At 48.1% G+C, this 25440-nt stretch carries 20 protein-coding genes and 1 tRNA gene; 15 read left to right on the forward strand and 6 right to left on the reverse strand.

What is annotated here, in order from left to right; translation table 11 throughout:
- Positions 1–28 precede the first annotated feature (28 nt).
- Complete coding sequence (gene tmk, locus VIS94_12555) at positions 29–619, reverse strand: dTMP kinase (protein ID HEY9161899.1); 591 nt, start codon at positions 617–619, stop codon at positions 29–31.
- On the reverse strand, positions 616–3282 hold the full coding sequence (gene ppdK / locus VIS94_12560) for a pyruvate, phosphate dikinase (GenBank protein ID HEY9161900.1): 2667 nt from the start codon (positions 3280–3282) through the stop codon (positions 616–618). Before ppdK ends, tmk begins: the two co-directional genes overlap by 4 nt.
- A gap of 375 nt (positions 3283–3657) precedes the next feature.
- On the opposite strand from ppdK, the gene VIS94_12565 reads away from it, so the two are divergent.
- From VIS94_12565 to VIS94_12600, 8 genes are all read left to right on the forward strand, one after another.
- A complete protein-coding gene (locus VIS94_12565; protein ID HEY9161901.1) occupies positions 3658–4464 on the forward strand; it encodes a MotA/TolQ/ExbB proton channel family protein in 807 nt (268 codons plus the stop codon).
- A complete protein-coding gene (locus VIS94_12570) occupies positions 4464–5228 on the forward strand; it encodes an OmpA family protein (protein HEY9161902.1) in 765 nt (254 codons plus the stop codon). Before VIS94_12565 ends, VIS94_12570 begins: the two co-directional genes overlap by 1 nt.
- Entirely contained in the window at positions 5228–5932 is a 705-nt protein-coding gene (locus VIS94_12575; protein HEY9161903.1) for an OmpA family protein, read from the forward strand. Before VIS94_12570 ends, VIS94_12575 begins: the two co-directional genes overlap by 1 nt.
- A gap of 8 nt (positions 5933–5940) precedes the next feature.
- Positions 5941–6939, forward strand: coding sequence for a flagellar motor switch protein FliM (fliM, locus tag VIS94_12580; GenBank protein HEY9161904.1), 999 nt, complete (start codon positions 5941–5943; stop codon positions 6937–6939).
- A gap of 14 nt (positions 6940–6953) precedes the next feature.
- A complete protein-coding gene (gene fliN, locus VIS94_12585; GenBank protein ID HEY9161905.1) occupies positions 6954–7421 on the forward strand; it encodes a flagellar motor switch protein FliN in 468 nt (155 codons plus the stop codon).
- 84 nt (positions 7422–7505) lie between these two features.
- Positions 7506–10058, forward strand: coding sequence for a DNA mismatch repair protein MutS (mutS, locus tag VIS94_12590; protein HEY9161906.1), 2553 nt, complete (start codon positions 7506–7508; stop codon positions 10056–10058).
- 78 nt (positions 10059–10136) lie between these two features.
- Positions 10137–10325: a hypothetical protein gene (locus VIS94_12595; GenBank protein HEY9161907.1), complete on the forward strand. Its 189-nt coding sequence runs from the start codon at positions 10137–10139 to the stop codon at positions 10323–10325.
- Positions 10326–10420: 95 nt separating this feature from the next.
- A complete protein-coding gene (locus tag VIS94_12600; protein ID HEY9161908.1) occupies positions 10421–11104 on the forward strand; it encodes a response regulator in 684 nt (227 codons plus the stop codon).
- A 10-nt stretch (positions 11105–11114) separates the two neighbouring features.
- Here the strand turns inward: VIS94_12600 and VIS94_12605 are convergent, their stop codons facing one another.
- The 3 genes from VIS94_12605 to VIS94_12615 all read right to left on the reverse strand — a co-directional run bounded on the left by VIS94_12605 (position 11115) and on the right by VIS94_12615 (position 15397).
- Positions 11115–13199, reverse strand: a complete 2085-nt coding sequence (locus VIS94_12605) for an LssY C-terminal domain-containing protein (GenBank protein ID HEY9161909.1) — start codon at positions 13197–13199, stop codon at positions 11115–11117.
- A gap of 3 nt (positions 13200–13202) precedes the next feature.
- Complete coding sequence (locus VIS94_12610) at positions 13203–14321, reverse strand: nitroreductase (protein ID HEY9161910.1); 1119 nt, start codon at positions 14319–14321, stop codon at positions 13203–13205.
- Positions 14322–14551: 230 nt separating this feature from the next.
- Positions 14552–15397 (reverse strand): NAD-dependent deacylase, encoded by an 846-nt coding sequence (locus VIS94_12615; protein HEY9161911.1) that lies wholly within the window; start codon positions 15395–15397, stop codon positions 14552–14554.
- A 103-nt stretch (positions 15398–15500) separates the two neighbouring features.
- Between VIS94_12615 and VIS94_12620 the strand changes: the two genes are divergently transcribed.
- Positions 15501–16652, forward strand: a complete 1152-nt coding sequence (locus VIS94_12620; GenBank protein HEY9161912.1) for a 6-phosphofructokinase — start codon at positions 15501–15503, stop codon at positions 16650–16652.
- Positions 16653–16687: 35 nt separating this feature from the next.
- On the opposite strand, the gene VIS94_12625 is transcribed toward VIS94_12620, so the two are convergent.
- On the reverse strand, positions 16688–17557 hold the full coding sequence (locus tag VIS94_12625) for a shikimate dehydrogenase (GenBank protein ID HEY9161913.1): 870 nt from the start codon (positions 17555–17557) through the stop codon (positions 16688–16690).
- Positions 17558–17790: 233 nt separating this feature from the next.
- Between VIS94_12625 and VIS94_12630 the strand changes: the two genes are divergently transcribed.
- From VIS94_12630 to VIS94_12655, 6 genes are all read left to right on the forward strand, one after another.
- Positions 17791–17865, forward strand: a tRNA-Gly gene (locus VIS94_12630).
- Between the two features lie 281 nt (positions 17866–18146).
- Positions 18147–19787 (forward strand): AMP-binding protein, encoded by a 1641-nt coding sequence (locus tag VIS94_12635; GenBank protein ID HEY9161914.1) that lies wholly within the window; start codon positions 18147–18149, stop codon positions 19785–19787.
- Between the two features lie 251 nt (positions 19788–20038).
- Positions 20039–20794, forward strand: a complete 756-nt coding sequence (locus VIS94_12640; protein ID HEY9161915.1) for a GntR family transcriptional regulator — start codon at positions 20039–20041, stop codon at positions 20792–20794.
- 63 nt (positions 20795–20857) lie between these two features.
- Positions 20858–22531, forward strand: coding sequence for an FAD-binding protein (locus VIS94_12645; GenBank protein HEY9161916.1), 1674 nt, complete (start codon positions 20858–20860; stop codon positions 22529–22531).
- On the forward strand, positions 22528–24144 hold the full coding sequence (locus VIS94_12650) for an FAD-dependent oxidoreductase (GenBank protein HEY9161917.1): 1617 nt from the start codon (positions 22528–22530) through the stop codon (positions 24142–24144). The genes VIS94_12645 and VIS94_12650 overlap by 4 nt, the downstream gene beginning before the upstream one ends.
- Positions 24145–24195: 51 nt before the next feature.
- On the forward strand, positions 24196–25434 hold the full coding sequence (locus VIS94_12655) for an aminotransferase class III-fold pyridoxal phosphate-dependent enzyme (protein ID HEY9161918.1): 1239 nt from the start codon (positions 24196–24198) through the stop codon (positions 25432–25434).
- The last annotated feature ends 6 nt before the right edge of the window (positions 25435–25440 follow it).

Raw genomic sequence — 25440 nt, forward strand, 5'->3', positions numbered from 1 at the left:
AACCGGTGATAAGGCCGGGAACTGCGATCTATGTTATGAAATCAGGTGGGATTACTTTTTCGATCTCTTCAAATACCTTTTCTTCAGGCTTTTCCGCATCAATCACATGATGCCTTTTCCCTCTGCATATATCGAGAAATCCCTGCCGGATGATTTTCTGCGTCTCGATGCCTCTCGTCTCGAGCCTGTCAGCCGGCATGAAACGTGAGTAAGCGATTGCCGGGTCAATATCGAGGAGAAATGTAAGATCTGGTTCAATCAGTGTACCTGTCATTTTCATCAGGTTCCTGACATTTTCTATCCCCAGCCCCCCGGCGATTCCCTGATAGACAAGCGTTGAATCAATGAAACGGTCTATAACGACAGTTTTTCCGGCATCAAGTGCAGGCATTATAACACTCGATATATTATTCCGCCTTGCCGCCAGCAGCAGCATAAGTTCGGTCATCGAATCCATCGGATGGGCAAGGAAGAGTTTTCTGATATATTCAGAAAGATTTGAACCGCCGGGTTCCCTCAATGAGACAACCTGGCGGCCTTGTTTTTCAAGATATTCTTTGAGCAGGGCGGCCTGGGTTGTTTTGCCTGAACCCTCGCCGCCCTCGAAAGTTATAATCACTTCTTGTTTGCTTTCAACGCAGCCTGGGCTGCCGCAAGTCTTGCAATCGGAACCCTGTAGGGCGAACAGCTTACATAGTTCATTCCGACGCCATGACAGAATTCGACCGATGCCGGATCTCCGCCATGCTCTCCGCAGATTCCCACCTTGAGGTTTTCCCGTGCAGACCGGCCTTTTGTAATCCCTATCCTTATCAATTCACCCACGCCTTCAGTATCAAGCGTCATGAAAGGATCTGCGGGGAGTATCTTCTTGGCCACATATACTGGCAGGAATTTGCCTGCATCATCACGCGACAGGCCGAATGTCGTCTGCGTCAGGTCGTTTGTACCGAACGAGAAAAACTCGGCATGTTTTGCAATCGTATCCGCAGTGACCGCTGCCCTTGGAAGTTCTATCATCGTTCCCACCATATATTTCAGCTTCAGCTTGTATGTCTTCAGCACCTCTTCACAGACGTTTATTGTCATATCCTTCAGCACTTCGAGCTCTTTTGCCGCTCCGACAAGCGGGATCATGATTTCGGGCTCGACCTCGATGCCTTCCTTTTTGCATTCACATGCCGCTTCCATTATGGCCCTTACCTGCATTTCATATATTTCAGGGAAGGTAATCCCCAGTCTGCAGCCCCTGTGGCCCAGCATCGGGTTCGCCTCATGGAGCTGTTCGTTCTTGGCTTTTATTTCGGCAACAGGCTTTTTCATTGCCTTGGCGACATCGGCCATTTCTTCTTCCGTATGCGGCAGAAATTCATGAAGCGGCGGGTCGAGGAGCCTTATGGTCACGGGGAAACCGTCCATCTCTGCAAATATGCCCTTGAAGTCGCCCTTCTGCATCGGCGCCAGTTTGGAAAGCGCTTTTCTTCGGCCTTTTTCGTCTTCGGCCAGAATCATCTCGCGTACTGCAAGGATGCGGTTGCCTTCAAAGAACATATGCTCGGTGCGGCACAGCCCGATTCCTTCGGCGCCGAATTCGCGGGCAATTCTGGTATCCTTTGGCGTATCGGCATTTGTCCTGACCTTCAATTTCCTGAACTTGTCCGCCCACTCCATGATGGTGCCGAATGCGCCGGAAAGAGTGGGATCAACAGTCGGACACTGCCCCAGGATGACTTCGCCTTTGGATCCGTCAAGCGTAAGCCAGTCTCCCTTCTTTATCTTGTTCCCGCCGATGGTGCAGACCTGCTTCTTGTAATCGACAGCAAGATCGCTGCAGCCGGCAACACAGCATTTGCCCATGCCGCGTGCGACAACCGCAGCATGCGATGTCATGCCGCCCCTTGCTGTTAGAATGCCCTGGGCTACGTTCATGCCGTGGATGTCTTCAGGTGATGTCTCTACGCGGACAAGAATGACTTTCTGGCCGTGCTTCGCTTCGATTTCAGCATCTTCAGAGGAAAATACCACCTTGCCGACCGCAGCGCCCGGGGACGCCGGCAGGCCCTTGCTGATTACATTCCTCTTCGCCTTCGGATCTATTGCCGGGTGCAGGAGCTGATTTATCTGTTCCGGATCGATCCTGAGAACAGCCTCTTCCTTGTCTATAAGCCCCTCGTCGACCATGTCGGCCGCAATCTTAACGGCAGCCGCGGCCGTGCGTTTTCCGGTCCTCGTCTGCAACATCCACAGGTTGCCTTCCTGGACCGTGAACTCCATGTCCTGCATATCCTTGTAGTGCTTCTCGAGGGTCTTGTATATTTCTACAAGCTGTTTGTACTGGTCCGGCATGGCCTTTTCCATTGATACCTGGTCCTTGTCACGCTTGCCCTTCTCGTTAATGGGCTGAGGCGTGCGTATGCCGGCAACAACATCCTCGCCCTGTGCATTTATCAGGTATTCACCGTAGAATATCTTCTCGCCCGTTGACGGGTCGCGGGTAAAGCATACGCCTGTGGCGGAGCTTAAACCCATGTTCCCGAATACCATAGCCTGCACGTTTACAGCAGTACCCCATGAGTCCGGAATGTTGTTCAGTTTGCGATATGTAATGGCGCGCGGTGTGTTCCATGATCTGAAGACCGCATTGATACCCCCCCAGAGCTGCTCCATCGGGTCGGAGGGTACAGGATTGCCAGTAAGCTTTTCAACTTTCTCCTTGAATATCTTCACAAGCTTCTTAAGATCGTTGGCATCGAGCTCCGTATCAAGCCTGACCCCTTTTTTCGTCTTCATCTTCTCGAGCTCTTCTTCAAGCTCCTGCGAATCGGCTTCCATGACGACATCGGAATACATCTGAATGAACCTTCTGTAACAATCCCATGCAAAACGCTCGTTGCCGCTCATCTTGATGAGTCCCTGTACGGTTTCATCATTTATTCCCAGATTGAGAACAGTATCCATCATACCCGGCATGGACGCCCTGGCACCCGAACGTACGGAAAACAGGAGCGGTGCTTCCGGGTCGCCAAAGGAAAGCCCCATTATCTTCTCAACCTTTCTGAGGGCATCTTTTACCTGAGTCTTTATCTCTTTCGGGATCCCGTTCGTCTCATAATAAATCGAACACACCTCTGTAGAGATAGTAAATCCCGGAGGGACAGGGATGCTCAGGTTTGTCATCTCAGCCAGATTTGCGCCTTTGCCGCCAAGAAGGGCCTTCATGTCTGCGCTGCCTTCTGCTTTGGTTGCCCTTCCGCCAAAAAGATACACGTATTTTTTAGCCATGTGTTCTCCTTCCCAAGGAAGTTTATAGTGGAAAAAATATGTAGGCATACATGGTTATAGAAAGAGGCCCCTTTTATCAAGAAAAAAATTCCGCGTCGTTCAAGCCCTGTTCATACATGTAATAGTACATTATCATACAAAAACAGAGTGTTACCATGATTCAGATGAAGGCTTAACAACAATTTCCATGCATAGCTAATTTACTCACGAGCTTGACAGATCAGCAGCTGATTTCAGAGCGCCATAATTATTTCATCAAACCGTCAATAAACTGTTGAAGGCTAAACGCCGATAAGGGATGTAACACTCATGAAATGCTGGCAGATTGAGGCTTTTGTCTCATTTTAAAACAAATGGCATCAGACTTGCTTAACCATGAGTGAATCCAAGGCAGGTGTAAATATGGACCTTGCAACTATTATCGGACTTGTTGTCGCCCTGGGGATGATCCTCTATGGAATCCTCATGGGAAGTCCCTTGAGTCTGTTCTGGGACCTGCCGAGTGCGCTTATAGTAATCGGTGGCACACTCGGAATTGTATTCATCAATTTCCCGTTGAAGGACATAGGCGGTGTTGTCGGTGTCATCAAAAATGCCTTCAAGGCATCGGCTTATGACTCGAAAGGCCTTATAACCACATTTGTAACATTTGCCACGAAGGCCAGACGCGAGGGAATTCTGGCGCTTGAGTCAGCTGCGGTCGACATAAAAGACCCTTTTCTCAAGCAGGGGCTGGAACTGGTCATAGACGGCCTCGAACCCCAGTCGATACGTGATATCCTCGAAAGCGAGATGGACAATCTGGTTATCAGACACAGGAAAGGCACGGATATTTTAAACTCAATTGCCACATATGCCCCTGCAATGGGAATGGTAGGGACCCTGATCGGACTTGTCCAGATGCTGCAGTCCATGAACGACCCGTCGAGCATCGGGCCGGCAATGGCCGTGGCCCTGATGACGACGTTTTACGGCGCCCTTATCGCCAACCTCTTCGCACTGCCAATGGCAGGGAAACTTTCCTCCCGCTCAAGCGAAGAAATGCTGATAAGGGGCATCATTGTTGAAGGTATCATGTCCATATCTGCAGGCGACAATCCGAGAATAGTCGAAAGGAAGCTGCACTCGTATCTGGCGCCAAGGCTGAGGGAACGGGAGAAAGACAAATCCAGGGAAGAATGATGAATCACAGCGCACATAATCTATCTCAAAGAAGAAGATCGAATACTGTAATCATGACATCAATCAGTCTTCTTCTGATGAGCTTCTTTGTCGTGCTTGCATCGATATCCATACCAGATGTCAGAAAAGCAAGGCTTGGTATCAGTTCTATAGCGGAAGGCTTCGGCATGGTACCGTCACAGACGATAGGCTTTAAGAGGATTTCCATGACCGAGGCCGACGTGCTTGATATAATAAGATTCAGAAAAGCCCTTCAGGCAGAAGGAATCATGATGGGCACTGGCGTCTATTCAACCCCTCTGGGAACAACCCTTGCCATAAAAGGGAGCCTGCTTTTCGACAAGGATTCCGCGGGCCTTAAATCCGATTACCTTGAAAAGATTGATGCCATAGCTTCACTCATCAAAGACATACCGAACGAAATCATTATAACAGGTTTTACGGATTCCAGACCTGTCGAAACCGCATCATTCGGGTCAAACTGGACGCTCTCGGCGGCAAGGGCGATGGCTGTCATGAATTACCTCGCAGAAAAAGGCATAGATTATAAAAGAATGCGGGCTTACGGAATGGGTCCTGAACATCCGATATCGTCAAATTCAACCGAAGCAGGCAGGAATATAAATTCCCGGGTAGAGATCACCATAGCAGGAGGAACAAAGAGTCAGACTGATGTAAAGATGAAAGAACTCGATAAGGAAAAAATGAACCTGCCGCCGGTCTATCACTATAAAGGGTATGAAATACCCATCGAGGCAAACTGATGCACAGAGTAAGGAATGAAGAGACTTTTCTCAGCATATCCCCTCAGGACAGCTGGAGGATTACATTTTCAGACGTAATCACTCTCCTTATGACCTTTTTTGTCATGATAGTGGCGATGAGCGGATTCAACGATAAAACTATAATTAAGACGATCAGTCTAAACAAGGATAAGGATATCGTCATGAATCTCCATGAAAAGTTTCTTCCACCTGATGCAGTTATGCTGCAAGCAGCTAAATCAGCTTTTTCGGTTGATCTTCTTGATAAAATATTATCGTCATTTCCCCAGGACGAAGGAAGATTCTTTATTTCAGAAAGCGAGCGCGGAACGGTTTTAACCATATCAGACCCTTTGGTATTTGAGCCGGAAGGGGCAAAACTCAGCAACACTGCATTGAAATACCTGCAGGCAATTGCAGCTTCACTGAAAGAGACTCAGGATTTTATTTCAATAGAGGGACATACCGCAAGATCAGGAAATGATGAAGCGGATTCGAAGCTAACGCTGCAGATGGCTGCTTCCGTCCTTGATTACTTTATTTACGAATCCGGCATGAGCCCTACAAGATTCAGTATTGCAGGCTATGGCAGCAGAAGGCCTGCCATTTACAGGAACAAACAGGCAATGGAATCGCGTCTGGAAATAGTAATTCTTAAGGTAAGACCTTATACCGAGACAGCCGGTATGGCATCAATACAATAGAGGGTGGAATGGGACAGATATTGACTCAGGAAGAGGTCGACGCCCTTTTAAGAGGCATGGAAGGCGGAGATATATCCCGGGAGAGAGCGGACAGCGGGAAACGTAACGAGGCATGGATCACCAGACCATATGATTTTGCATCGCATGACAAGATCGTCCGGGGAAAACTGCCGCAGCTGGACGCTGTCAATGAAAGGTATTGCAGACTTTTCAGGGTAAGGCTTTCAAATATGCTCAGAAAGATGGGAACCATCTCCTATGCCTCTCTTGAAACGCTCAGTCTGGGCAACTTCATGCGCTCAGTTTCAGTACCCTCAAGCATCAACATAATACGCTCTGAAAAGTTCAATATCAGCGGGCTTGTAATACTTGAAACCAAACTCGTCATTTCCCTTATAGATCTTTTCTTCGGCGGAAAAGGCGGTGCAGGAAGCGGTTATAAAATGGAAGGACGGGAATTCACTTCCATCGAGCAGAGCATGCTCGAAAAAGTGGCCGTAGGAGCGGTAAAGGATCTCAACGAGGCATTCAAACCTGTTGCGGACCTCGATCTTGTATATGTAAGGAACGAGTCCAATCCTCAGTTTACAGGAATCCTCAAAGATAACGACACTGTAATAGTAGCCGAATTTGAAGCAGGTCTTGAACATGTCAGCGGTTCGGTCATGGTTTGCCTTCCTTATACGCTGATAGAGCTTATAAAACCGGGTTTCGGCGCAGGGGCGTCAGGTAGTCCATCATCATCCGCCGACAGAAAATGGACCGAACAATTCATGGGTCATCTCAACTCCGTACCGGTGGAAATATCTGTCAGACTGGGCAATTCCAGACTGACAGGGAGACAGATTGCAAACCTCAAGAAAGGTGATGTCATAATGCTTGATAATTCACCCGATGGCGAAGTCGAAGTAAACGTGCAGGGTGAGACCAAATTTTATGGCAGGGCGGGAACTCTGGGGAAAAATTTGGCGGTTGAAATAATCAGGGCTTGTAAGGGGAAAGCATAATCCGGAGGAATATCATGGAAGACGAAGACAGAATATTTGAGAGCGCGGGAAATGTTGACGAGGTCCAGTCATTGCTGTCGAGGGATCGGGCTGATGAACTGAGCTTCACTGAAATTGACAAGGAATCAGGTGATGCGCACCGGATAAGAGAAAAGCTTGACGATACGCTTGAAGAGCCGAAATTCAGGGAACTCAAAAAGACATCCTTAGAAAAAGAGCGGCCTAGAGAGCTGGATTTCGTTCTGGATATACCCCTTGAAATTTCTGTTGAGATAGGCAGGACCCGGATGCTGATAGGTGATATGCTTAAGCTCGGGCAGGGTTCGGTGATTGAACTGAACAAGCTTTCCGGCGAACCGGTCGATATATTCGTAAACAGCAGGCTCATTGCACGCGGTGAGGTTCTCGTTTCAGGCGACAAATTCGGCGTAAGGGTAATTGATATAATAAGCCCCACGGAAAGGGTGAAAAGACTCGGATAAACTCCTATAATATTTCAACTGCCGGCTTGTCCTGACCTGGTCTTTCGTCTATATTCTTTCTCCATGACCGAAAAGATTACTCCCATGATGCAGCAGTATCATGAGATCAAGAAACAGCATACCGATGCAATACTGTTCTACCGCATGGGAGATTTTTATGAGATGTTCTATCAGGATGCAATCGAGGCCTCGAAGATTCTCGGGATCGTCCTTACCACCCGAGACAGGGCAAAGGAAAATCCCGTACCGATGTGCGGGGTGCCTTATCACAGCGCCTCCTCCTATGTCGCAAAACTGATAAAGGCAGGCAGAAAGGTCGCCGTATGCGAACAGGGTGAAGTCGGCGGCAAGGGTCTTGTAAAGCGCGAGGTCGTGCAGGTCCTCACACCCGGCCTGATAAATGAAGAAACCCATCTTGACAGCAGGAGCTCGAATTATCTGATGGCGGTTTTTCAGGACGACAAAAATGACTCTTACGGTATTGCATTCACCGACATCACAACAGGTGATTTCCGCGTCACGGAGCTTAACAGCCGTAATGATTTCATAAGCGAGGTCTGCCGCATTTCGCCGAGCGAGATATTGTGCCAGGATGCATCAGGTGTGCCTCAAGGTTTTTATACGAGCATTATCGATTCCGTACCTTCTTTATCCAGATGCCGGGAAATCCTGTGCTCTCATTTCAAGACGGCGTCCCTTGCCGGCCTAGGACTCGAAGGCAATCAGGCGGCAGCCATGGCGGCTGTTATGGTACTCAATTATGTACTGGAAAAACAGAAATCCTCAGCAGGCAATATCACATCTGTCAGGTTCTATAACCCCGGCCTTTACATGATTCTCGGAGCCAATACGAAAAAGAATCTCGAACTTTTCGAGTCCTTTTCTAAATCAAAGGAAGACTGCCTCTATAACATCATCAATAAGACAAAAACAGCAATGGGTGCCAGAAGGCTGGCCGACTGGCTCAATTTTCCCTTAATGGATGAAGCCTCCATAAACGAAAGACTCGATGCGCTGGGTGAGCTTAAAAACAATCCTGAAAAACTGTCTGAAATCAGGGAAGCCCTGAAAAACGTCTATGACCTTGAGCGCATCCTCGGCAGGATAGTCTCTGACAGGGCAACACCGAGGGATCTGTTCTCCCTTGCCATGGGTCTCGAGCAGGTCCCTCTGCTTAAATCTCTTCTGAATGAATTTGAAAGCCGCCTGATACAAAATCTGGAACTGGATCCCCTTGAGCATATAAGATCGAGAATTATTGAAACCATTGTTGACGACCCTCCCCTCAAGCTGGGAGATTCTCCTGTCATAAGGAGCGGCATCGATGGAGAACTCGACGAATTGCGTGAAATAAGGAGGGACTCGAGGAAATGGATAGCTGAACACGAAGCCCAGCAGAGATCCATAACAGGGATCACCACACTCAAAATCGGTTATAACCGCGTATTCGGATATTATATAGAGGTTACCAGGGCCAATGCAGAAAAGGTCCCGCAGAGCTATATCCGCAAGCAGACACTTGTCAATGCCGAACGCTACATAACGCCTGAACTGAAAGAATATGAAGTTAAGCTTCTGAATGCGCAGGATCTGATTGCAAAGATCGAGGCCAGGATATTTTCAGAACTTAAGGAGTTTGCAGCATCACATAAGGATGGTCTCAAAAAGACTATAAACGGTATAACCGTGCTTGATGCCATATCCTCATTGGCGCAGGCGGCGCTTGAAAACGATTATTCCAGGCCCCTTGTCGAACGGGGCCGCATAATTGAAATCAAGGCCGGACGGCACCCGGTTGTCGAAAAGGTACTGAAAGCAGGCGAATTCGTCCCCAATGACTGCAGATTCGATCATACCGCGGATAACATTCATATAATTACAGGGCCGAACATGGCCGGAAAATCGACATATATGCGCCAGATAGCCCTTATCGTGATCATGGCCCAGATGGGGTCGTTCGTGCCTGCGAAATCGGCCACAATCGGGATTGCAGACAGGATTTTCACACGCATCGGCGCATCGGACAACCTTTCGACGGGACAGAGCACCTTCATGGTTGAGATGAGCGAAACCGCCGATATCCTCAAGAATGCAACCGGATCATCTCTGGTGATCCTCGATGAAATTGGCCGGGGAACGTCCACCTATGACGGCATGTCTCTGGCATGGGCCGTTTCAGAATACCTTGACAGGCTTGGAACCAGGACTTTCTTCGCTACCCATTATCATGAGCTTGCCGACCTCGCCCGTAAGAACAAGGGGATAAAGAACTACCATATGGCGGTCGAAGAAAGCGGGCATGATGTCGTATTCGTGAGAGAAGTCAGACGGGGGGCAACCGGTAGAAGCTATGGAATCCATGTAGCAAAGCTTGCGGGCATACCCGAAGAAGTCATTGCAGATGCAAGAGCCGTTCTGGGAAGCATAGACAAGAAAGCCAGAACAGTTGGAATATCATCCGGTTCAGGCGCCATGACGCAGACAAGTATCTTCGATCAGCCGGAACCGGATAACACGGAAAACATTCTGGTATCAGACATAATCAAACAGATCACGGCAATCGACCTGTCATGCACAACCCCTCTTGAAGCCCTTAACTTTCTTAATCAGATCAAGGAACGAATCAATAAATCCTGATTTCACATTATACCTGTTAAGCAATTCTGATTGACGCCGATACATACCAGTAGGACACGAGAGAGGAGATAAGCGATTATGATGACGACAGAGACTTCAAGCCAGAGCAAAGGAAATTGGGAAGGCGTAAGGCCTGTTGTAATTTACTTTGCGGGTGAAAGGTTTGTTGTCGAATACGGCGAGCACTACAATCGCATGTCTTCCCCTATCGTTGCCCTGGTTCATGCATATATTGGCAGTTCCGGAATTACGAACTGTCTCCACTAGAATAAAGCAGCCGTACTGTTTTTCATGTGTCTCATTTCCGGTTAAATCCGAGATGCTTCTTGATTTATTGTTAAGCGTTACTTATTGTAATCAATATGCCCGATAGAAAGAAAAATCAGCCCGCAAAAAAGACCCTGATCATCGAACAGGATGATGCGAATGCATGTCTTCTGGAAGAAATACTTATGTCTCAGGGATTGGAAGTAATAAGGGCCGGGGGCGGGAAAGAGGCACTGGAAATCCTTGCCGGGGAAGATTTCCCGATCGTGATAACAAACCTTGAAATGTCGGATATAGACGGTTTCGGCATTATTGATTTTCTCAAAAAAAGAAAAAGAGACAGCCTGGTCATTGTGATGACGGATCATGCCAGTATCGACAGCGTAATCGTAGCCTTAAGGCTCGGGGCGTATGACTATATCATCAAACCCTTTGTTCCGGAATTTCTTCTCAATACCGTATTGAGGGCGTTTGACTACATTTCCAGACGTGACGACCTGGAGCGCCTGGGGCAGGTAGGCCTTGTAGCAGAGCTTGCAACAACCATGTCACATGAGGTTTTCCAGCCGCTTACCGTTCTGATGGGGCTCGCACATGAAATACAGAGGGCATCACAGAATGAAAGGATAAGGTCAATGGCGGGCGAGATCCTCAATGAATCCAGAAAGATCAGGGACATCATCCGCAAAATGGATTCTCTGGACCCTTTCGTAACCAAGGAATTTCCCGGCGGCCATGTGATTATAGACATAGAAAAGGGAACAAAAAAACCGGGGTAATCCCCCCTCGCTATTTCAGGATAATCAAAACAGCCATGCCATCAGTAAAATAATTCCTGCCGAAGAGTTTCTTTTTGTTGATTTTGTCCATTAATTTTATCTTTCCATAAGACTGGACTGCCCCCGACTCATAAAGGGAAGCGAAGAGGGCATCCCTCTCCTCATCTATATCGGGCTTTATCTTATGGATAAACTTCGATCCGAGGCTGATATCATAAGAGGCGCTGCCAACAAATATTTCCTTTTTGTCGGATGTCCTTTCCCCTGTTCTCCATATCCTCACCCAATGCATCTCTGCAATGCCATTTCTGAGCGCAGGCTTTTCAAACGCGACATCCTGGATACGCGAATGCCAGAAAGCAGAAGTCACCGGTGAATTATAGTAATTTTCATTTGTAACAATAGCCTTCGCCCTTTTGAGAATATTTGAAAAGCTCGTCGGATCCGCAAGATTCCAGCCTGCCCTGACCATGTAACTTTCAAGTTCGTTCAAGCTGTCCGCGGCAATAATTAAGTTGATCGGTTCCCGGTTCTCCCCGAACAGTGATTCCGAATATATGGGATAATGCTCGTTCAGGAAAATATCCGCCGGATTTTTCGACTCTTTAAGGCGGGGAGTCTCTTTTTCATGATAAACCTTTGAATATTCGCTCAGGCCGAAGAACAGAAACAGCACAATCCAGCATGCAGCCAGGGCAGCGCATAAGCCTTTGATTTTTGGAGGCACTGCATGAATATATCCGTGAGGATGGGAATACTCCAGGTATTCGGCAATCAGTATCGACAATATAAGCCACAGCATCCCCAAGGCCCATCCCGCCTGAATATCGGTAACATAATGCATACCCAGGTATATCCTTGAGAAGCCTATAAGAACAATTACAGGTACCAGGAAAAAAACCGCATTAAGTCTGGTCCTTACATTCCTAGACACCTTGAGGACAAAGTAGATAATATAGCCGTAAAATACCAGCGAGACGCTGGAATACGCACTTGGAAAGTAATAGATGTGTTCATGAACGGCAGGCATTGCAGGTAGAGGCCTTTTGAAAAAAAATCCCCCCGTTAAATTGCATATATAACTGCCGGCAATCCCCAGCCACATGGGTAATACATATCCGGGCTCTTTGACCAGCCACATCATCACCATTATGGCTATACCCAGGGTAACGACAACCCATATATTTCCGAGAACTCCGATCCAGGAGAAGATTTCCACCATAGCTGGTGTTCTGAATATGTACAGATAACTGATGATCCTCAAATCCGAATCCGCCACGGCATCTGTCCTGACAACACTCAGAACTATCGAAGCAAGAACCGCAAAGCACAGTATAAAAACTGAAATAGCCAGTGTCAGTTTAAGCCCGGTCAGACGGTTCCTGTCAATTCGCTGGCCGGCGAACCGGATTATACCTGATGGTCTGGATTTGAGATATTTGACAAGCCTGTCCCAGGCACTGCCTGTATGTATAAGAAAAATCATGCTTTGATGCGCAATGTATTCACGTAGAAGATATGCGGTAACGACTGTTGCCAGTAGGAGAAGTACGATCACCCCTCCCCTTGTGCTCCACATCTTTGCCAGTTCCCACAATATCCAGACGGCGTTGCCAAGATATATATACACCATTGACCAGCTCAGTGCGCTTATTGCATCCCAGATGATGAACTTTTTTGTGCTCATGCTGAAAAGCCCTGTTACAAAAGGCACAATGGGTCTCAACGGACCGATGAACCTTCCGAACAGAATACTCTTGCTGCCGTGCTTCTTTACAAATTCCCTTCCCTTCTCGATATATTCTGGTTTAACGAACCGTCCGAACCTGCCAAGGACCCCTTCCCCCTTCCTTCCAAGCCAGAAACTTAAGACATCTCCAACTATGGCCCCGAGCGATGCTGCAATGATAAGGATTTCAGGGTCCATCACCCCTTTTGCAGCCATTGCTCCTACAATTATCAGCAATGTGGTTCCCGGAATCAGCTCGCCGACAAAGGCGATCGATTCCAGAATACAGATAAGAAACATGGCTATGTAGCCAAGCTCCTTATGCATTTGGACGAACGCCAGAAATGCGTCAATATTTTCGTGCATGTCCTACGAGCTTACGAACCATGAGACGGGCATCCTGAGACTCACAGGCTGAGGATATTTCTTAATGTAACCTGTTCTCAGAATGAACTGGATTTTCTTCTCAATCCCTAGTTCATTATTGACATTATCCTTAAATGGAACTTCTTCAAGTATCTGGGTCATGGGATGCACTGCAATCATTTTTTCTCTTACATTAAGAAACATATCCTGAAATTTCGAGCCGGCAGAGATGAGAGGGGCTATGTCTGATTTTTGAGAAGTTATTATTATCCAGCCTCCATAGTTTGAAACCTGTCTTGTCACCATATCTATGGATTTCTTTTTGAAATCATCAGTAAGGACTGACTTCCTGTTATAAAAATTCCTTACAAACCATCCCGCCGCACCTTTGATGTCCATAGATGCCGGGGTAAGGCCGTTTCTGAATTTTCTGGCATCACTATTTGACCACCTTATCCAGTTTGAAAGCTCTTCCCATGCCGGCACCCGGCCGGCCTGAATCCGGTTTGCCTCGATTGTTGCCGTCTGAAGATATGACGCCTCTTTCGTTCCCTTTGGAATATAAATGAAGTCGTCTTTGTTGCCGCCGGTTATAAATGAATAATCCGCCGCTGATATTGGCAGGGTCAACAGGTCTTTTCTCACCGTACGTCTTGAGGTCAGCTTTTCAATGTCAAAAGGGACAGATTTTCCCTTTTTAAGTGATATTTCTGCAATGGAATTGTCCTTGGGATCAATTGAGAGAATATCTGTATTCACACTGTATCCTCTTGCGCCTGCTGCGATCTCCAGATTCCGCAGGAAAGCACCCATGGAAAGCATCAGTTCCCTGTTTGCAGGATCGACTCCCGGGAGCCATCTCTGTCTTGCTGAACAAAGCATCCATTTGCCGGGTTCCATTATTCTGATTTTCCACGGCTGAGTATTATGTCCGCTAGGCGCAAGCGAGGCCATATTCAGTATATCAAATTCCTCCCTGCTTATAAGTTTTGCAACCCTGTCATAATCATCTTCCCTGATGTCTTTTCTCGTCAGATCACCAAATCCGTAAACAGCCGGCATACTTGAAGCTAGTATAAGGGTACCGGTTATCCTGATAAAATCTCTTCTTTTCATTTCCATAACAGAGTCTCCTTTATTCCTAATTAAGAATTGGGAAAGAAAGACCGGCAGAATTCATAAAAAACATTAAAAATTCCGGCGCTGCATCACACTTGCAAGTTCAGGCAATAACGCCGGGTTTCTAAACATATAATAGACTTTGCAGGTCTTCTTCCTTTTGCAGGAACTCGCACACACCTCCACAGAAATTTTGGGACTGCCTTTTCTCTTCGGACACGTGATGTAATTTTTCATTTTATTCTCTTCAACTTTTTAATCCTCTCGATAATACTCTGAAGAATCAACCCAGTTGATCCCTGTATGATGAAATCCGATACTCTTTCAGTCAATGAAGTCGGTTCTCTGTTGATTTCGATAATCCTGCATTCCTTTATACACGCATTGAAACCGCCGAGCCTTCTTGATGAAGAATGCATCCCCTTTGCAATGAGAGGCAATGAAGCCGCCGGCTCTACCTGTGCAGATGTCCCCACAACAAGCATGAGATCGCACGCCTCTGCCTCATCGATCGACTTCCTCATCGCTTCGGCCGGAATAGGCTCCCCGAACAGCACCGCATCAGGCTTTAAGAGTCCCCCGCATGAGCAGACTGGCGGAACTACACGACTCACCTGTTCGACAACCTCTTTGTACCAGATTTTTTTTGAACAGCTCATGCACTTCGCAAACAGCATATTTCCATGGAAATCTATGACGTTTCTGCTGCCGGCCTTCTGATGAAGATTGTCGATATTCTGTGTAATGACTGTCTTTATAAGGCCTGCATGTTCAAGAATCGATAATGCCTCATGCCCCCGGTTCGGCTTTGCATCCCACAGGGGCAGATCGCCTGCGCTGAACATTTCGATGAACGACCGCCAGACATTCTCTGGATGCGATATAAACCTGTCAAAGAAAAATATCATCGGATCATATCTTTCCCATATCCCTCCCGGTGACCTGAAATCGGGGATACCGGATTCCGTGGAAATCCCTGCTCCTGTAAGGGCTATGGCATGATGAGAATTTATGATGATATCAGCAGCCTTTTCAATCAGATGTGGGTCCATATTAAGATAGAGTTTTAACAGAGACATCTCTTTAAATCAATCCTTACAAACAACACCGGATAAGCGCCTCTTGACAAAATTTTTCATCTGCAAGTAAACATAGGCACAATTTTTATCGGGAGGGGAAGATATGAGGATAGGTATTCTGACAGGAGGCGGTGATGTACCGGGTCTTAATCCGTGCATCAAGGCCCTGGTTTACAGAGCAATCGATGAGGGTCACGAGGTAATAGGAATAAGAAGGGGCTGGTTCGGCATATTGAATTACAATCCGGAACTGAGCCTTAAAGATAATGCCGTCAATGCACTCATTCTGGACAAACAGGCCGTAAGAACTGTGGACCGTTCAGGCGGTACGTTCCTTCACACATCGCGCACGAATCCTTCCAAGGTCAAGGCTAAAGACCTTCCTGCCCATCTGAAAGGCAGCATCCCTGATGGAGACAGGTTTGATATGACACCGCATGCCCTTAAGGTCGTTGAAGCACTTAATCTGGATGTCCTGGTTCCCATTGGCGGAGATGACACTCAAAGCTACAGCGAACGGCTTCACCGTGAAGGCGTCAGGGTGATTGCAATTCCCAAAACAATGGACAATGACGTGTTCGGAACAGATTATTGTATCGGCTTTTCAACAGCTGTCAGCCGGAGCGAACAGCTGATTACAAATATGCGCTCAAGCGTGGGCTCCCATGAAAGGATTGCTGTCATTGAACTCTTCGGAAGGAATTCAGGTGAAACATCTTTGATGGCCGCATATCTTTCCTCTGTTGACAGGGCGCTGATTTCAGAAGTTCCTTTCGATCCTGATAAACTGGCAAAATTAATCATGGAAGACAAAAGATCAAACCCGAGCAACTACGCAATGCTGACAATTTCCGAGGGTGCAATGCTTATGGGTGGCAGCATAGTTGAAAGCGGAGAGGAGGACCCTTACGGCCATAAGAAGCTTGGCGGTATAGGCCAGGTTACAACCGACATCCTGAAAAAAGAAACCGGGCAGGAAGTTGTATACCAGTCCATCGGATACATGATGAGAAGCGGCGCCCCGGACTCCGTCGACCTCATGGTGGGATTCAATTTTGCAAATCTGGCACTTGACCTGATAGGTAAACAAATCTACGGCAGAATGCTGGCCATCAAAAACGGCGTCTACACGCACATTCCGCTAAGCATGGTCACAACAGGCATCAAGAGGGTGAATGTCGATGAGTTCTATGACATCGAAAAATACAGACCGAACATAAAAAATCTTGAAGGAAAACCACTGTTCCTCTACTGATTTAAAAGGGCGGCATGAAAACCGCCCTTTTTTCTTTATATTCTAAGCTTATCGAGAACAACCTTTCTCATTACTTCAACTGGGGCCTTGACCCCGGTGAAATGTTCAAACTGAAGGGCTGCCTGATTGATGAAAAGTTCAACCCCGGGGATGACTGCAAGACCGCATGACTTTGCTTCTTTGATGAGTTTTGTTTCAAGCGGGTTATAGACTATGTCGAAAACGACCTGATCTTTCCTGAATATTTCGGGAGGTATAAGGGATGCATCTTCATTCGGGTGCATTCCGACCGAAGTACAGTTTATAATTATATCCGCCCTTTTAACGGCATCAAACACTGTACGATCCGTTATAAGTTGAGCAGTAATAGGGGTTTTTGTCCCTGAGACAAGGTCTCTTTCCAGTCCCCTGAGCAGAGTTTCGTTTATATCAAGCAGCGTAATTCCCGAGATTCCGGCATTCATTGCCAGCGTGAATGAAATCGCCCTGGAAGCGCCCCCTGCGCCCAGAATCAGGACATCTCGCCCTTCAAGCTCGACCCCGCCATCAAGAAGTGCCTTCATCGCACCCGGCCCGTCAGTTCCCAGCCCGATAAGCTTCTCTCCCTCATGAATGACGGTATTGATGGAGCCTATCGCTTTGTCAGTATCTGAGATTTCATCCACATATTTAATGATCTCAATCTTATGAGGGATGGTGACGCTCAATCCCCTGAGATTGCTCAATGCCCTGACACCTGCCAGAGCGTTCCTGATATCCTCCACCCTTGAAGCGACATAGACGAAATCTAGTCCAAGATGCTCGTAGGCGGCATTGTGAATGGCAGGTGACAGACTGTGAGCAACCGGATTTCCTATTACTGCACAGAATCTGGTACTTGTATTTATTGATGTCAGATTGCCCATGAACCCTCCCTAGTAATGAATTTCTTATATAAAATACCGCCAGCCTCATTTGTCAACATGGCTTGCTTTTTCCTATTGGAAAAAAAGGCGTTGAAATATCCCGTTTCGTTAACGGTTTATACCGGCAGAAACAGGGACAGTAAACAATAACTGTTTATCGTCAAGTTTTTTTCCGGAGAATCTCAAAGAATCTTGACAAGGTAGAATCTCTTGCATATAAAGGGGCGCACGGTGCGGGAATAACTCAGTGGTAGAGTGTAACCTTGCCAAGGTTAAAGTCGCGGGTTCGAATCCCGTTTCCCGCTCCAGTAAGAAATATTCCGGAAAAAAATCCCGCAATAAGAAATACAAGGTATTTTTGTATTTGCAGTTATGGCTTATCAACCATAAGGCCTTGGTTTGTTTTATGGTCGGTTCACCTCAACGTATGCCTATTATAAACTGCAGCAAAAGTATTTTTTATGGATTATTAAAGGATTAGTTTTTTTCTCAATATTTTAAAAAAGTTTGGCACGCATCTGGCAAATAATGCGAATGAAAAAGGGTTGGTTTTCAGATCATATCTTAAACAATAAATGGGGGGATTAAGATGAGCGGTTTTCGCAATATCACAGTCGGCAAAATTCTACATGAAACAGCGTTACTACACCCTGATCGTGATGCGCTTGTATTTCCTGAATCCGGGATAAGGCTTTCATGGAAGGAGTTCGAAAAAAAGTGTGTCAGTGTTGCAAAGGGATTCATGGCGCTCGGAGTCGAAAAAGGGGATCATGTATCCGTATGGACTACGAATCTGCCTGAATGGATTTACATGCAGTTCGGTCTCGGCATGATAGGGGCTGTTCTTGTAACGGTAAACACGAACTACAAATCTAGCGAGCTTGAATATATACTCAGGCAGTCGGATTCCACAACACTTGTTCTTATGGACGGATACAGGGATTCCAGCTTTGTCGATATGGCCTATGAAGTCCTTCCCGGATTGAGTGAGACCGGCTGCGGAAGATACTCAAATGAAAAAATGCCTTATCTGAAAAACGTTGTCTACATAGGCCCAAGGAATGACACTCCGGGCATGTTCAGATTCGATGAGCTGCTTATCATGGGAGAGGCTGTAACTGACATGCAACTTCAGGAGCGTGCTAATTCACTGGATACGCACGATGTTATAAATATGCAGTACACATCCGGCACAACCGGTTTTCCCAAAGGGGTAATGCTTACACACCACAATGTAGTGAACAATGCAATCATGGTCGGAGATGTCCTTGACCTGACTCATGAAGACAGGCTTCTGATTCACGTCCCTTTGTTCCATTGCTTCGGATGCGTTATGAGCACACTGAATGCCGTAAGCCACGGTTCGACAATGGTCGTCGTGGAAAGTTTCGATCCCCTGAAGGCCCTTCAGTATATCGACAGGGAAAAATGTACGGCGATAAACGGTGTGCCGACTATGTTCATAGCAATGCTGAACCACCCTGACTTCCCGAATTATGACATGTCATCATTAAGGACAGGCATCATGGCCGGCGCGCCCTGCCCGGTCGAGGTCATGAACGACGTGCGCACGAAGATGCACTGCCCCGAAATCGTCATAGCATTCGGTCAGACAGAAAGTTCACCTGTAATGACCATGACCAGGAGAAATGACCCGGTGGAACTCAGGGTATCGACCGTCGGTACACTTCTGCCTGACATCGAAGGCAAGATCATCGACCCTGCTACAGGAGAAGATGTCGGCCCTGATATACAGGGAGAGATAGTAACCAGAAGCGCCTGCGTCATGAAGGGCTATTACAAGATGGACGATGCGACATTGGAAACCATAGACAAAGACGGATGGCTTCACACCGGAGACCTCGGAAAAGTTGACAATAACGGTTATTTCAAGGTGACCGGAAGGATAAAGGAAATGATAATCAGGGGCGGAGAAAATATCTATCCCCGTGAGATCGAGGAGTTCCTGCATAAGAATCCCAAAATCAGCGATGTTTATGTTGTGGGAATCCCCGATAAGAAATACGGGGAGCAGCTTCTCGCGGTTATAAAGCTGACCGATGGTCAGGTGTCCTCGGCTGAAGAGATGGTGGAATTCTGCCAGGGGAAAATCGCCAGGCATAAGATTCCCAAATACTGGGAGTTCGTTGACTCCTATCCCATGACCGCAAGCGGAAAGATACAGAAGTATAAAATAGTTGAAGAATACTCCAGCAAATACGCCTACTAGATGAACTCGGTTCAAAGCCTGCAACAAAACAATTGTTGCAGGCTTTTCTACTTGAAAATAACCGATTATGCCCTCCAAAAGATAAACCTTATTTAATCTCCGCAGCACATCCGCCTTCTCAGGAAACCAGCTATTTCTGTTCAATATGATAAATTCATATTTCCAGGATTAATCATGTGGACAAAAGATGATGAATCTAATATATAGTCATATAGTCATATATATAACTTAAATACAGAGAGATATGAAAAATGCATAAGTCGGATCATGGAATATTGCAGAGGGAAGGCGTTCCCTTGCCTGCCTATTACAGGCTGCAGGAGGCGCTGCGCGGAAAAATAGAGGACGGCCACTGGAAGCCGGGAGATGCAATCCCTTCAGAGCGGCTCATAACGGAGGAATACAGGATAAGCGCAGGTACCGTTAAAAAAGCCCTGGGCAACCTTGTGGACGAAGGTTACCTCTACCGTGTACAGGGCAAGGGCACATTCGTAGGAAAAAGCATCCTGAGACAGGAGAGCCTCAGATATTACAGGCTGGTAAGGGAGTTCGGCGACGGCATGGCAGAACTTAACGTGAAGCTCCTCGGCATAAGAGAAGTTAAGGGATTCGAACCTGCAAACCGATTCCTCAGGATCGCAGGAGATCATTCCCTGTTCGAAATGAGAAGGCTTTTCAGCTCTAACGAAAAGCCAGTCGTCTATGCCGTTTCATATATCCCTAAAACTATGTTTCCCGGCTTTGAAACGATTTCCGCATCACGGCTTGAAAACAGTACATTCTATGAGGTTATCGAAAAGGACTACGGCATTCCCACCATCAGGAATCAGGAACTTTTTGGTGCGGCCTTGGCAGACGCCAAAACTGCTGGAGTTTTAAAGATCGGAAAGGACGAACCTTTACTTACGATAGAAATGCTCTCTTACACATACAAGAACATGCCATACGAATACCGCCTGAGCTACTGCCTTACATCAGGGCATAGAATACTTGCAGAGATAAGATAACAGGACAGCCCGTCATTATTGTTTCATGGCGGGCAATTATACATGTTGCATCAAGGAGATTACATGAAGAAAGATTTTCCCGAAATTGTTTGCGACGTGCTCGTTATAGGAGGGGGAAGCGCGGGCGCTATGGCAGCCATACGCGCCAAGGAGCTTAATCCGTCTCAGGAGGTGGTCGTATTCGAGAAGGGTGATATCACCTATTCAGGATGCATTGTGCGCGGTATGGATGCTCTCAATATAGTAGCCGTGCCCGGTATATCGACACCGGATCTGTATGTCGAATCAAGCCGCATGGCATGCGAAGACATCCTCGACGAACCGCCCAGCTACCTGATGGCAAAGCGGAGCTGGGACATGCTGAAAAAGCTTGAAAACTGGAATGTATGCTTCCCTGTTGACGACAAGGGCCAGTACGAGGTTCTTCAGGTACATCCCAAGGGCAGGTTCTGCGTGACCATGAAGGAACCGGAACTCAAGACCATCCTGGCAAAACGTCTTACGGATTTGAATGTGCGCGTTCTCAACCGCACCATGGCGCTCGAACTTCTTATGGATGAAGGTCGAGTGAGAGGAGCTGTGGGAATAAACGTACGCACCGGAGAGATCATTGCATGCGCAGCTAAATCAGTCATCCTCACGGCAGGAGGGACGGCGCGATTCGGCCTTCCGAACAACGGATATCTCTACGGCGTCTACGATTATCCCGGCAACACGGGCGACGGATACTGCCTCGCGTACAGGGCCGGTGCAGAACTGAGCGGGTTCGAATACACCCTCATCTACTATATTGTTAAGGACATAAACGCCCCGCTCCTCTACATTACCCTCACCAGGGGGGCAAAGCTGTTCAATGCATTCGGCTTAGACAAGAGCAGGGAGCATCCATCGATAAAATCAATGCTGGTGGACCATTACCGCGAAGGTAGCGGCCCGATGCGCATCGTGATGAACCATCTTCCTGAACAGCGCATTCGTGAAATTGAGGAGATACTCTTTACGACCGAGCGGCCTGTGCAGGAGCGCTTCTATGAAGGCCGCGGGGTGAACTTCCGCACCGGCGAGATCGAACTCTGGCCCACGGAATGCTTCCTGTGCGGCGGCCACGGGCTCACAGGCGTGCGCGTGGATGAAAATGCAGCAAGCACGGTCCCGGGCTTGTTTGCGGCAGGAGACACATCTCTGGTGGCGCGTGGACACCTCTCCGGGGCCTTTGTATTCGGAGAGATTGCTGCCGAAAATGCAACCACATACGCCGAACGCTCAAGCGGAAAGGCGGATTATGACGATGGACAGATAAGAAAGGTGATGAGGGACCGCAACATCAGGCTGGAGCAGAGAGCCAATCCGATACCCGTGGAAGAGTTCGAATACAAGGTTCGCAGGATAATAAACGACTACATCGTACCTCCGAAAAACGAATACAAGCTCGACCGAGCGATATGGTGGATGGAGCGTTTCAGGCAGGAGCTTGACGAAAAGGTAAGAGTTGATGACGTTCACGACCTTTTCAAGACTTTTGAAATCGAAAACATCATCCAGTGCGCAGACCTCAGTGCGCGAGCCTCAAAGGCACGCAAGGAAAGCCGCTGGGGCATGTGGCATTTCAGGACTGATTTTCCGGAAAGAAACGACAGCGAATGGGTGAAGCACATCGTGCTCTCTCAGGGATCTGAGCCTCGCGACGTCAACATCACATTCAGAGACATCATAAGGCTTCAGGAGGGTTCAAGGTGAGCGGGATCAACCTTTTAACAGCGCTGACAGACAACATAATTGTCGAAAAGGACAAGTGTGTCGCATGCGGCATATGCGTGGAAAAATGTCCTATGGACAACCTCAGACTCAAGCTCTCGCCGTGCAGGCAGGCATGCCCGCTTGGTGTCAACTCTCAGGGATACGTCAACCTTGTTGCAAGGGGTGAAGAAGAAAAGGCGATGAATCTCATTCGTGAAAAGCTTCCTTTTCCCGGGATCATGGGACGCGTCTGCTCGCAGCCATGCGAAAAGAACTGCCATCATGCCTCTCTCGGCAGCAGCAGTATCGCAATACGCGCACTCAAACGATACCTTGCGGACCGTTTCACCGAAGAAGGCGAAACGGCGCTGCCGGAAATGGCGTCAGCCTCAGGAAAGACTGTGGCGATAATCGGAGCCGGGCCTGCCGGGCTTATGGCCGCTTACGATCTGGCAATGCGAGGACACAAGGTAAGTGTATTCGATTCGGAATCCCGCCCCGGCGGCATGCTGCGCTGGGCAATACCCGAATTCAGACTTCCCGCACACGTTCTCGATAGCGAAATCGCTCTCCTTGAACGCATGGGAATTACCTTCATTTGCGGTACGGTAATCAACTCGGATCGAATTGAATCACTCAGAGAAGAATTCGGTGCCGTAATTATTGCCACAGGTTCGTCAGGTCACCGGAAACTTGGTATAGAGGGAGAAAACCTGTCAGGTGTATACCATGCCGTTGTCTTCCTTAAAGCCATACGCTCAGGAAATCCACCGGCCGTCGGAATGCGTACTGTCGTCATCGGCGGAGGAAACGCGGCTGTGGATGCCGCACAGTCCGCACTCAGACTCGGAGCGGCATCAGTGATAATGGTCTGCCTCGAATCGGAACAGGAGATGCCAGCATTCCTCTGGGCACTCGAAGGGGCCCGGAATGAAGGCGTGGCTGTGATGAATTCACTCGGCCCTTTAAGGTTCCTCTCTGAAAACGGCAGATTAAAAGGCGTGGAGTTCGTCAAATGCGTGAGCGTATTCGATAAATCAGGGAACTTCAGCCCTTCATTCGATGCATGCCAAATGGAAACATTGGACGCAGATACAGTCATCATTGCAGCAGGCCAGTCGCCCGTAACAAAGCCTTTTGAAGGGCTCGGCATTATAAAAAACGGCAGGATAGAGTATGATGAAAAAACTCTCGAAACACTTGAAGAAGGTTTGTTCTGCGCCGGAGATGCGGCCAGCGGCCCTACATCCGTCGTCGATGCCATGGCATCAGGTCGCGTTGCCGCCGAATCGGTTCACCGATATCTCATGGGTGAACACATGCTCTACGGGCGCAGCTACAGGGGACCGGTCGTAACTGAATTCGAGATCAAAACAGGCAGCGACATCAGAAGTGAAAGGATTTCCGTTCCGGTACGAAAGTATACGGGAAAAGACGATTTCGCAGAGATCGAGACCTGCCTCGATGAAAAATCCGCCAGAAAAGAGGCCGGACGCTGCTTTTCCTGCGGTCAGGCTTTCGGGGAATATCGCACATGCTGGTTCTGCCTGCCCTGCGAGATTGAGTGTCCGCACAAGGCGCTCAGGGTGGAGATCCCTTATCTGTTGAGGTGAAGGCAGGTTCAGGCCTGCCCGGATATTATAAAGAACCGACGGAGGTGACGTATGGAGCTTTATTCTTTCGAGAAGTCCTACCAAATGTTCGAGGAAGCGAAAAAAATCATACCTAATGGAATCTACGGACCCAGAAATCCGTATTTCCTGACGTTTGGCTCCTACCCGTGCTTTTTCAGCAGAGGCAGGGGCTCTCATGTCTGGGATGTGGACGGAAACGAATACATCGACTACATGTGCTCATTCGGCACGAACCTTTTAGGCATGTGCAACCCGGAAGTGAACGAAGCAGCGATGGACCAGATGAAACGCGGCGACTCCTTCACTCTGCCTACTGACAGGTGGAACGAGCTTGCTGAACTTCTCGTCAGACAAATCAGGGGCATGGACTGGGCCGCCTTCGGCAAGAACGGTTCCGACGTCACTACATATGCGGTCACCATCGCGCGCCAGCATACTGGCAGGAAGAAGATAATCGCCATTGACGGCGCATATAACGGGGCTCATTTCTGGTGTTCGCACAGCACGAACGGCGTACCTGAAGAATACAGGGCACATGTGCTATCATTCAGATATAACGACCTTGACGGGTTCAAGAGGCTTGCAGATGAATACAAGGGAGATGTTGCGGGAGTCATTCTCACACCCCATCACCATCCCGCAATGGAAGACCAGGTACTGCCAGCACCGGGTTTCTACAGCAGCCTGACAGAGTTATGCAGAAATGAGGGCATAATAGTCATAATGGATGACATACGCTGCGGATTCCGCATCCACGCAAACGGCTCGCACTGCCACTACGGATTGGACGCCGACATCATCTGCTTTGGCAAGGCCATGGCCAATGGTTATCCCATCTCGGCCATCACCGGAAAAGAGGCGGTCAAGTTCGCCGCCGAGTCCACCAATTTCACGGGCACTCACTTCTTCTCGGCAGTGCCGATGGCGGCATCCATCGCGACGATAAGAATCATCAACCGCGAAGGAGTAATCGAAAAGCTCTACGAAACCGGCGTCAGGCTGAGAGAAGGAATGCTCGCCCAGGCGAATGCGGCTGGCATCAATGTGCATTACACAGGACACCCCGTGATGCCTTTCATGAGATTCGACAACGATGCCGACTATTCTCTCAACCGGCTTTTCTGCGGCGAGGCCGCCAAACGCGGCGTATTCCTGCATCCGCACCACAATTGGTTCGTATGCAGGGAGCACACGAAGGATGATATCGACAGGACTATCGATGTCGCAGGCGAATGTTTCAGGATAGTATCCGAACATATGAACAAGTAAACGGCA

The sequence above is a fragment of the Desulfomonilia bacterium genome (assembly GCA_036567785.1).
Classification (GTDB): Bacteria; Desulfobacterota; Desulfomonilia; order UBA1062; family UBA1062; genus DATCTV01.

Bases quoted from the DNA above. Each gene is read 5' to 3' on its own strand.
- ppdK (HEY9161900.1), bottom strand. From the start codon at position 3,282: ATGGCTAAAAAATACGTGTATCTTTTTGGCGGAAGGGCAACCAAAGCA.
- VIS94_12565 (HEY9161901.1), top strand. From the start codon at position 3,658: ATGAGTGAATCCAAGGCAGGTGTAAATATGGACCTTGCAACTATTATC.
- VIS94_12570 (HEY9161902.1), top strand. From the start codon at position 4,464: ATGAATCACAGCGCACATAATCTATCTCAAAGAAGAAGATCGAATACT.
- VIS94_12575 (HEY9161903.1), top strand. From the start codon at position 5,228: ATGCACAGAGTAAGGAATGAAGAGACTTTTCTCAGCATATCCCCTCAG.
- fliM (HEY9161904.1), top strand. From the start codon at position 5,941: ATGGGACAGATATTGACTCAGGAAGAGGTCGACGCCCTTTTAAGAGGC.
- fliN (HEY9161905.1), top strand. From the start codon at position 6,954: ATGGAAGACGAAGACAGAATATTTGAGAGCGCGGGAAATGTTGACGAG.
- mutS (HEY9161906.1), top strand. From the start codon at position 7,506: ATGATGCAGCAGTATCATGAGATCAAGAAACAGCATACCGATGCAATA.
- VIS94_12595 (HEY9161907.1), top strand. From the start codon at position 10,137: ATGATGACGACAGAGACTTCAAGCCAGAGCAAAGGAAATTGGGAAGGC.
- VIS94_12600 (HEY9161908.1), top strand. From the start codon at position 10,421: ATGCCCGATAGAAAGAAAAATCAGCCCGCAAAAAAGACCCTGATCATC.
- VIS94_12605 (HEY9161909.1), bottom strand. From the start codon at position 13,199: ATGCACGAAAATATTGACGCATTTCTGGCGTTCGTCCAAATGCATAAG.
- VIS94_12610 (HEY9161910.1), bottom strand. From the start codon at position 14,321: ATGGAAATGAAAAGAAGAGATTTTATCAGGATAACCGGTACCCTTATA.
- VIS94_12615 (HEY9161911.1), bottom strand. From the start codon at position 15,397: ATGTCTCTGTTAAAACTCTATCTTAATATGGACCCACATCTGATTGAA.
- VIS94_12620 (HEY9161912.1), top strand. From the start codon at position 15,501: ATGAGGATAGGTATTCTGACAGGAGGCGGTGATGTACCGGGTCTTAAT.
- VIS94_12625 (HEY9161913.1), bottom strand. From the start codon at position 17,557: ATGGGCAATCTGACATCAATAAATACAAGTACCAGATTCTGTGCAGTA.
- VIS94_12635 (HEY9161914.1), top strand. From the start codon at position 18,147: ATGAGCGGTTTTCGCAATATCACAGTCGGCAAAATTCTACATGAAACA.
- VIS94_12640 (HEY9161915.1), top strand. From the start codon at position 20,039: ATGCATAAGTCGGATCATGGAATATTGCAGAGGGAAGGCGTTCCCTTG.
- VIS94_12645 (HEY9161916.1), top strand. From the start codon at position 20,858: ATGAAGAAAGATTTTCCCGAAATTGTTTGCGACGTGCTCGTTATAGGA.
- VIS94_12655 (HEY9161918.1), top strand. From the start codon at position 24,196: ATGGAGCTTTATTCTTTCGAGAAGTCCTACCAAATGTTCGAGGAAGCG.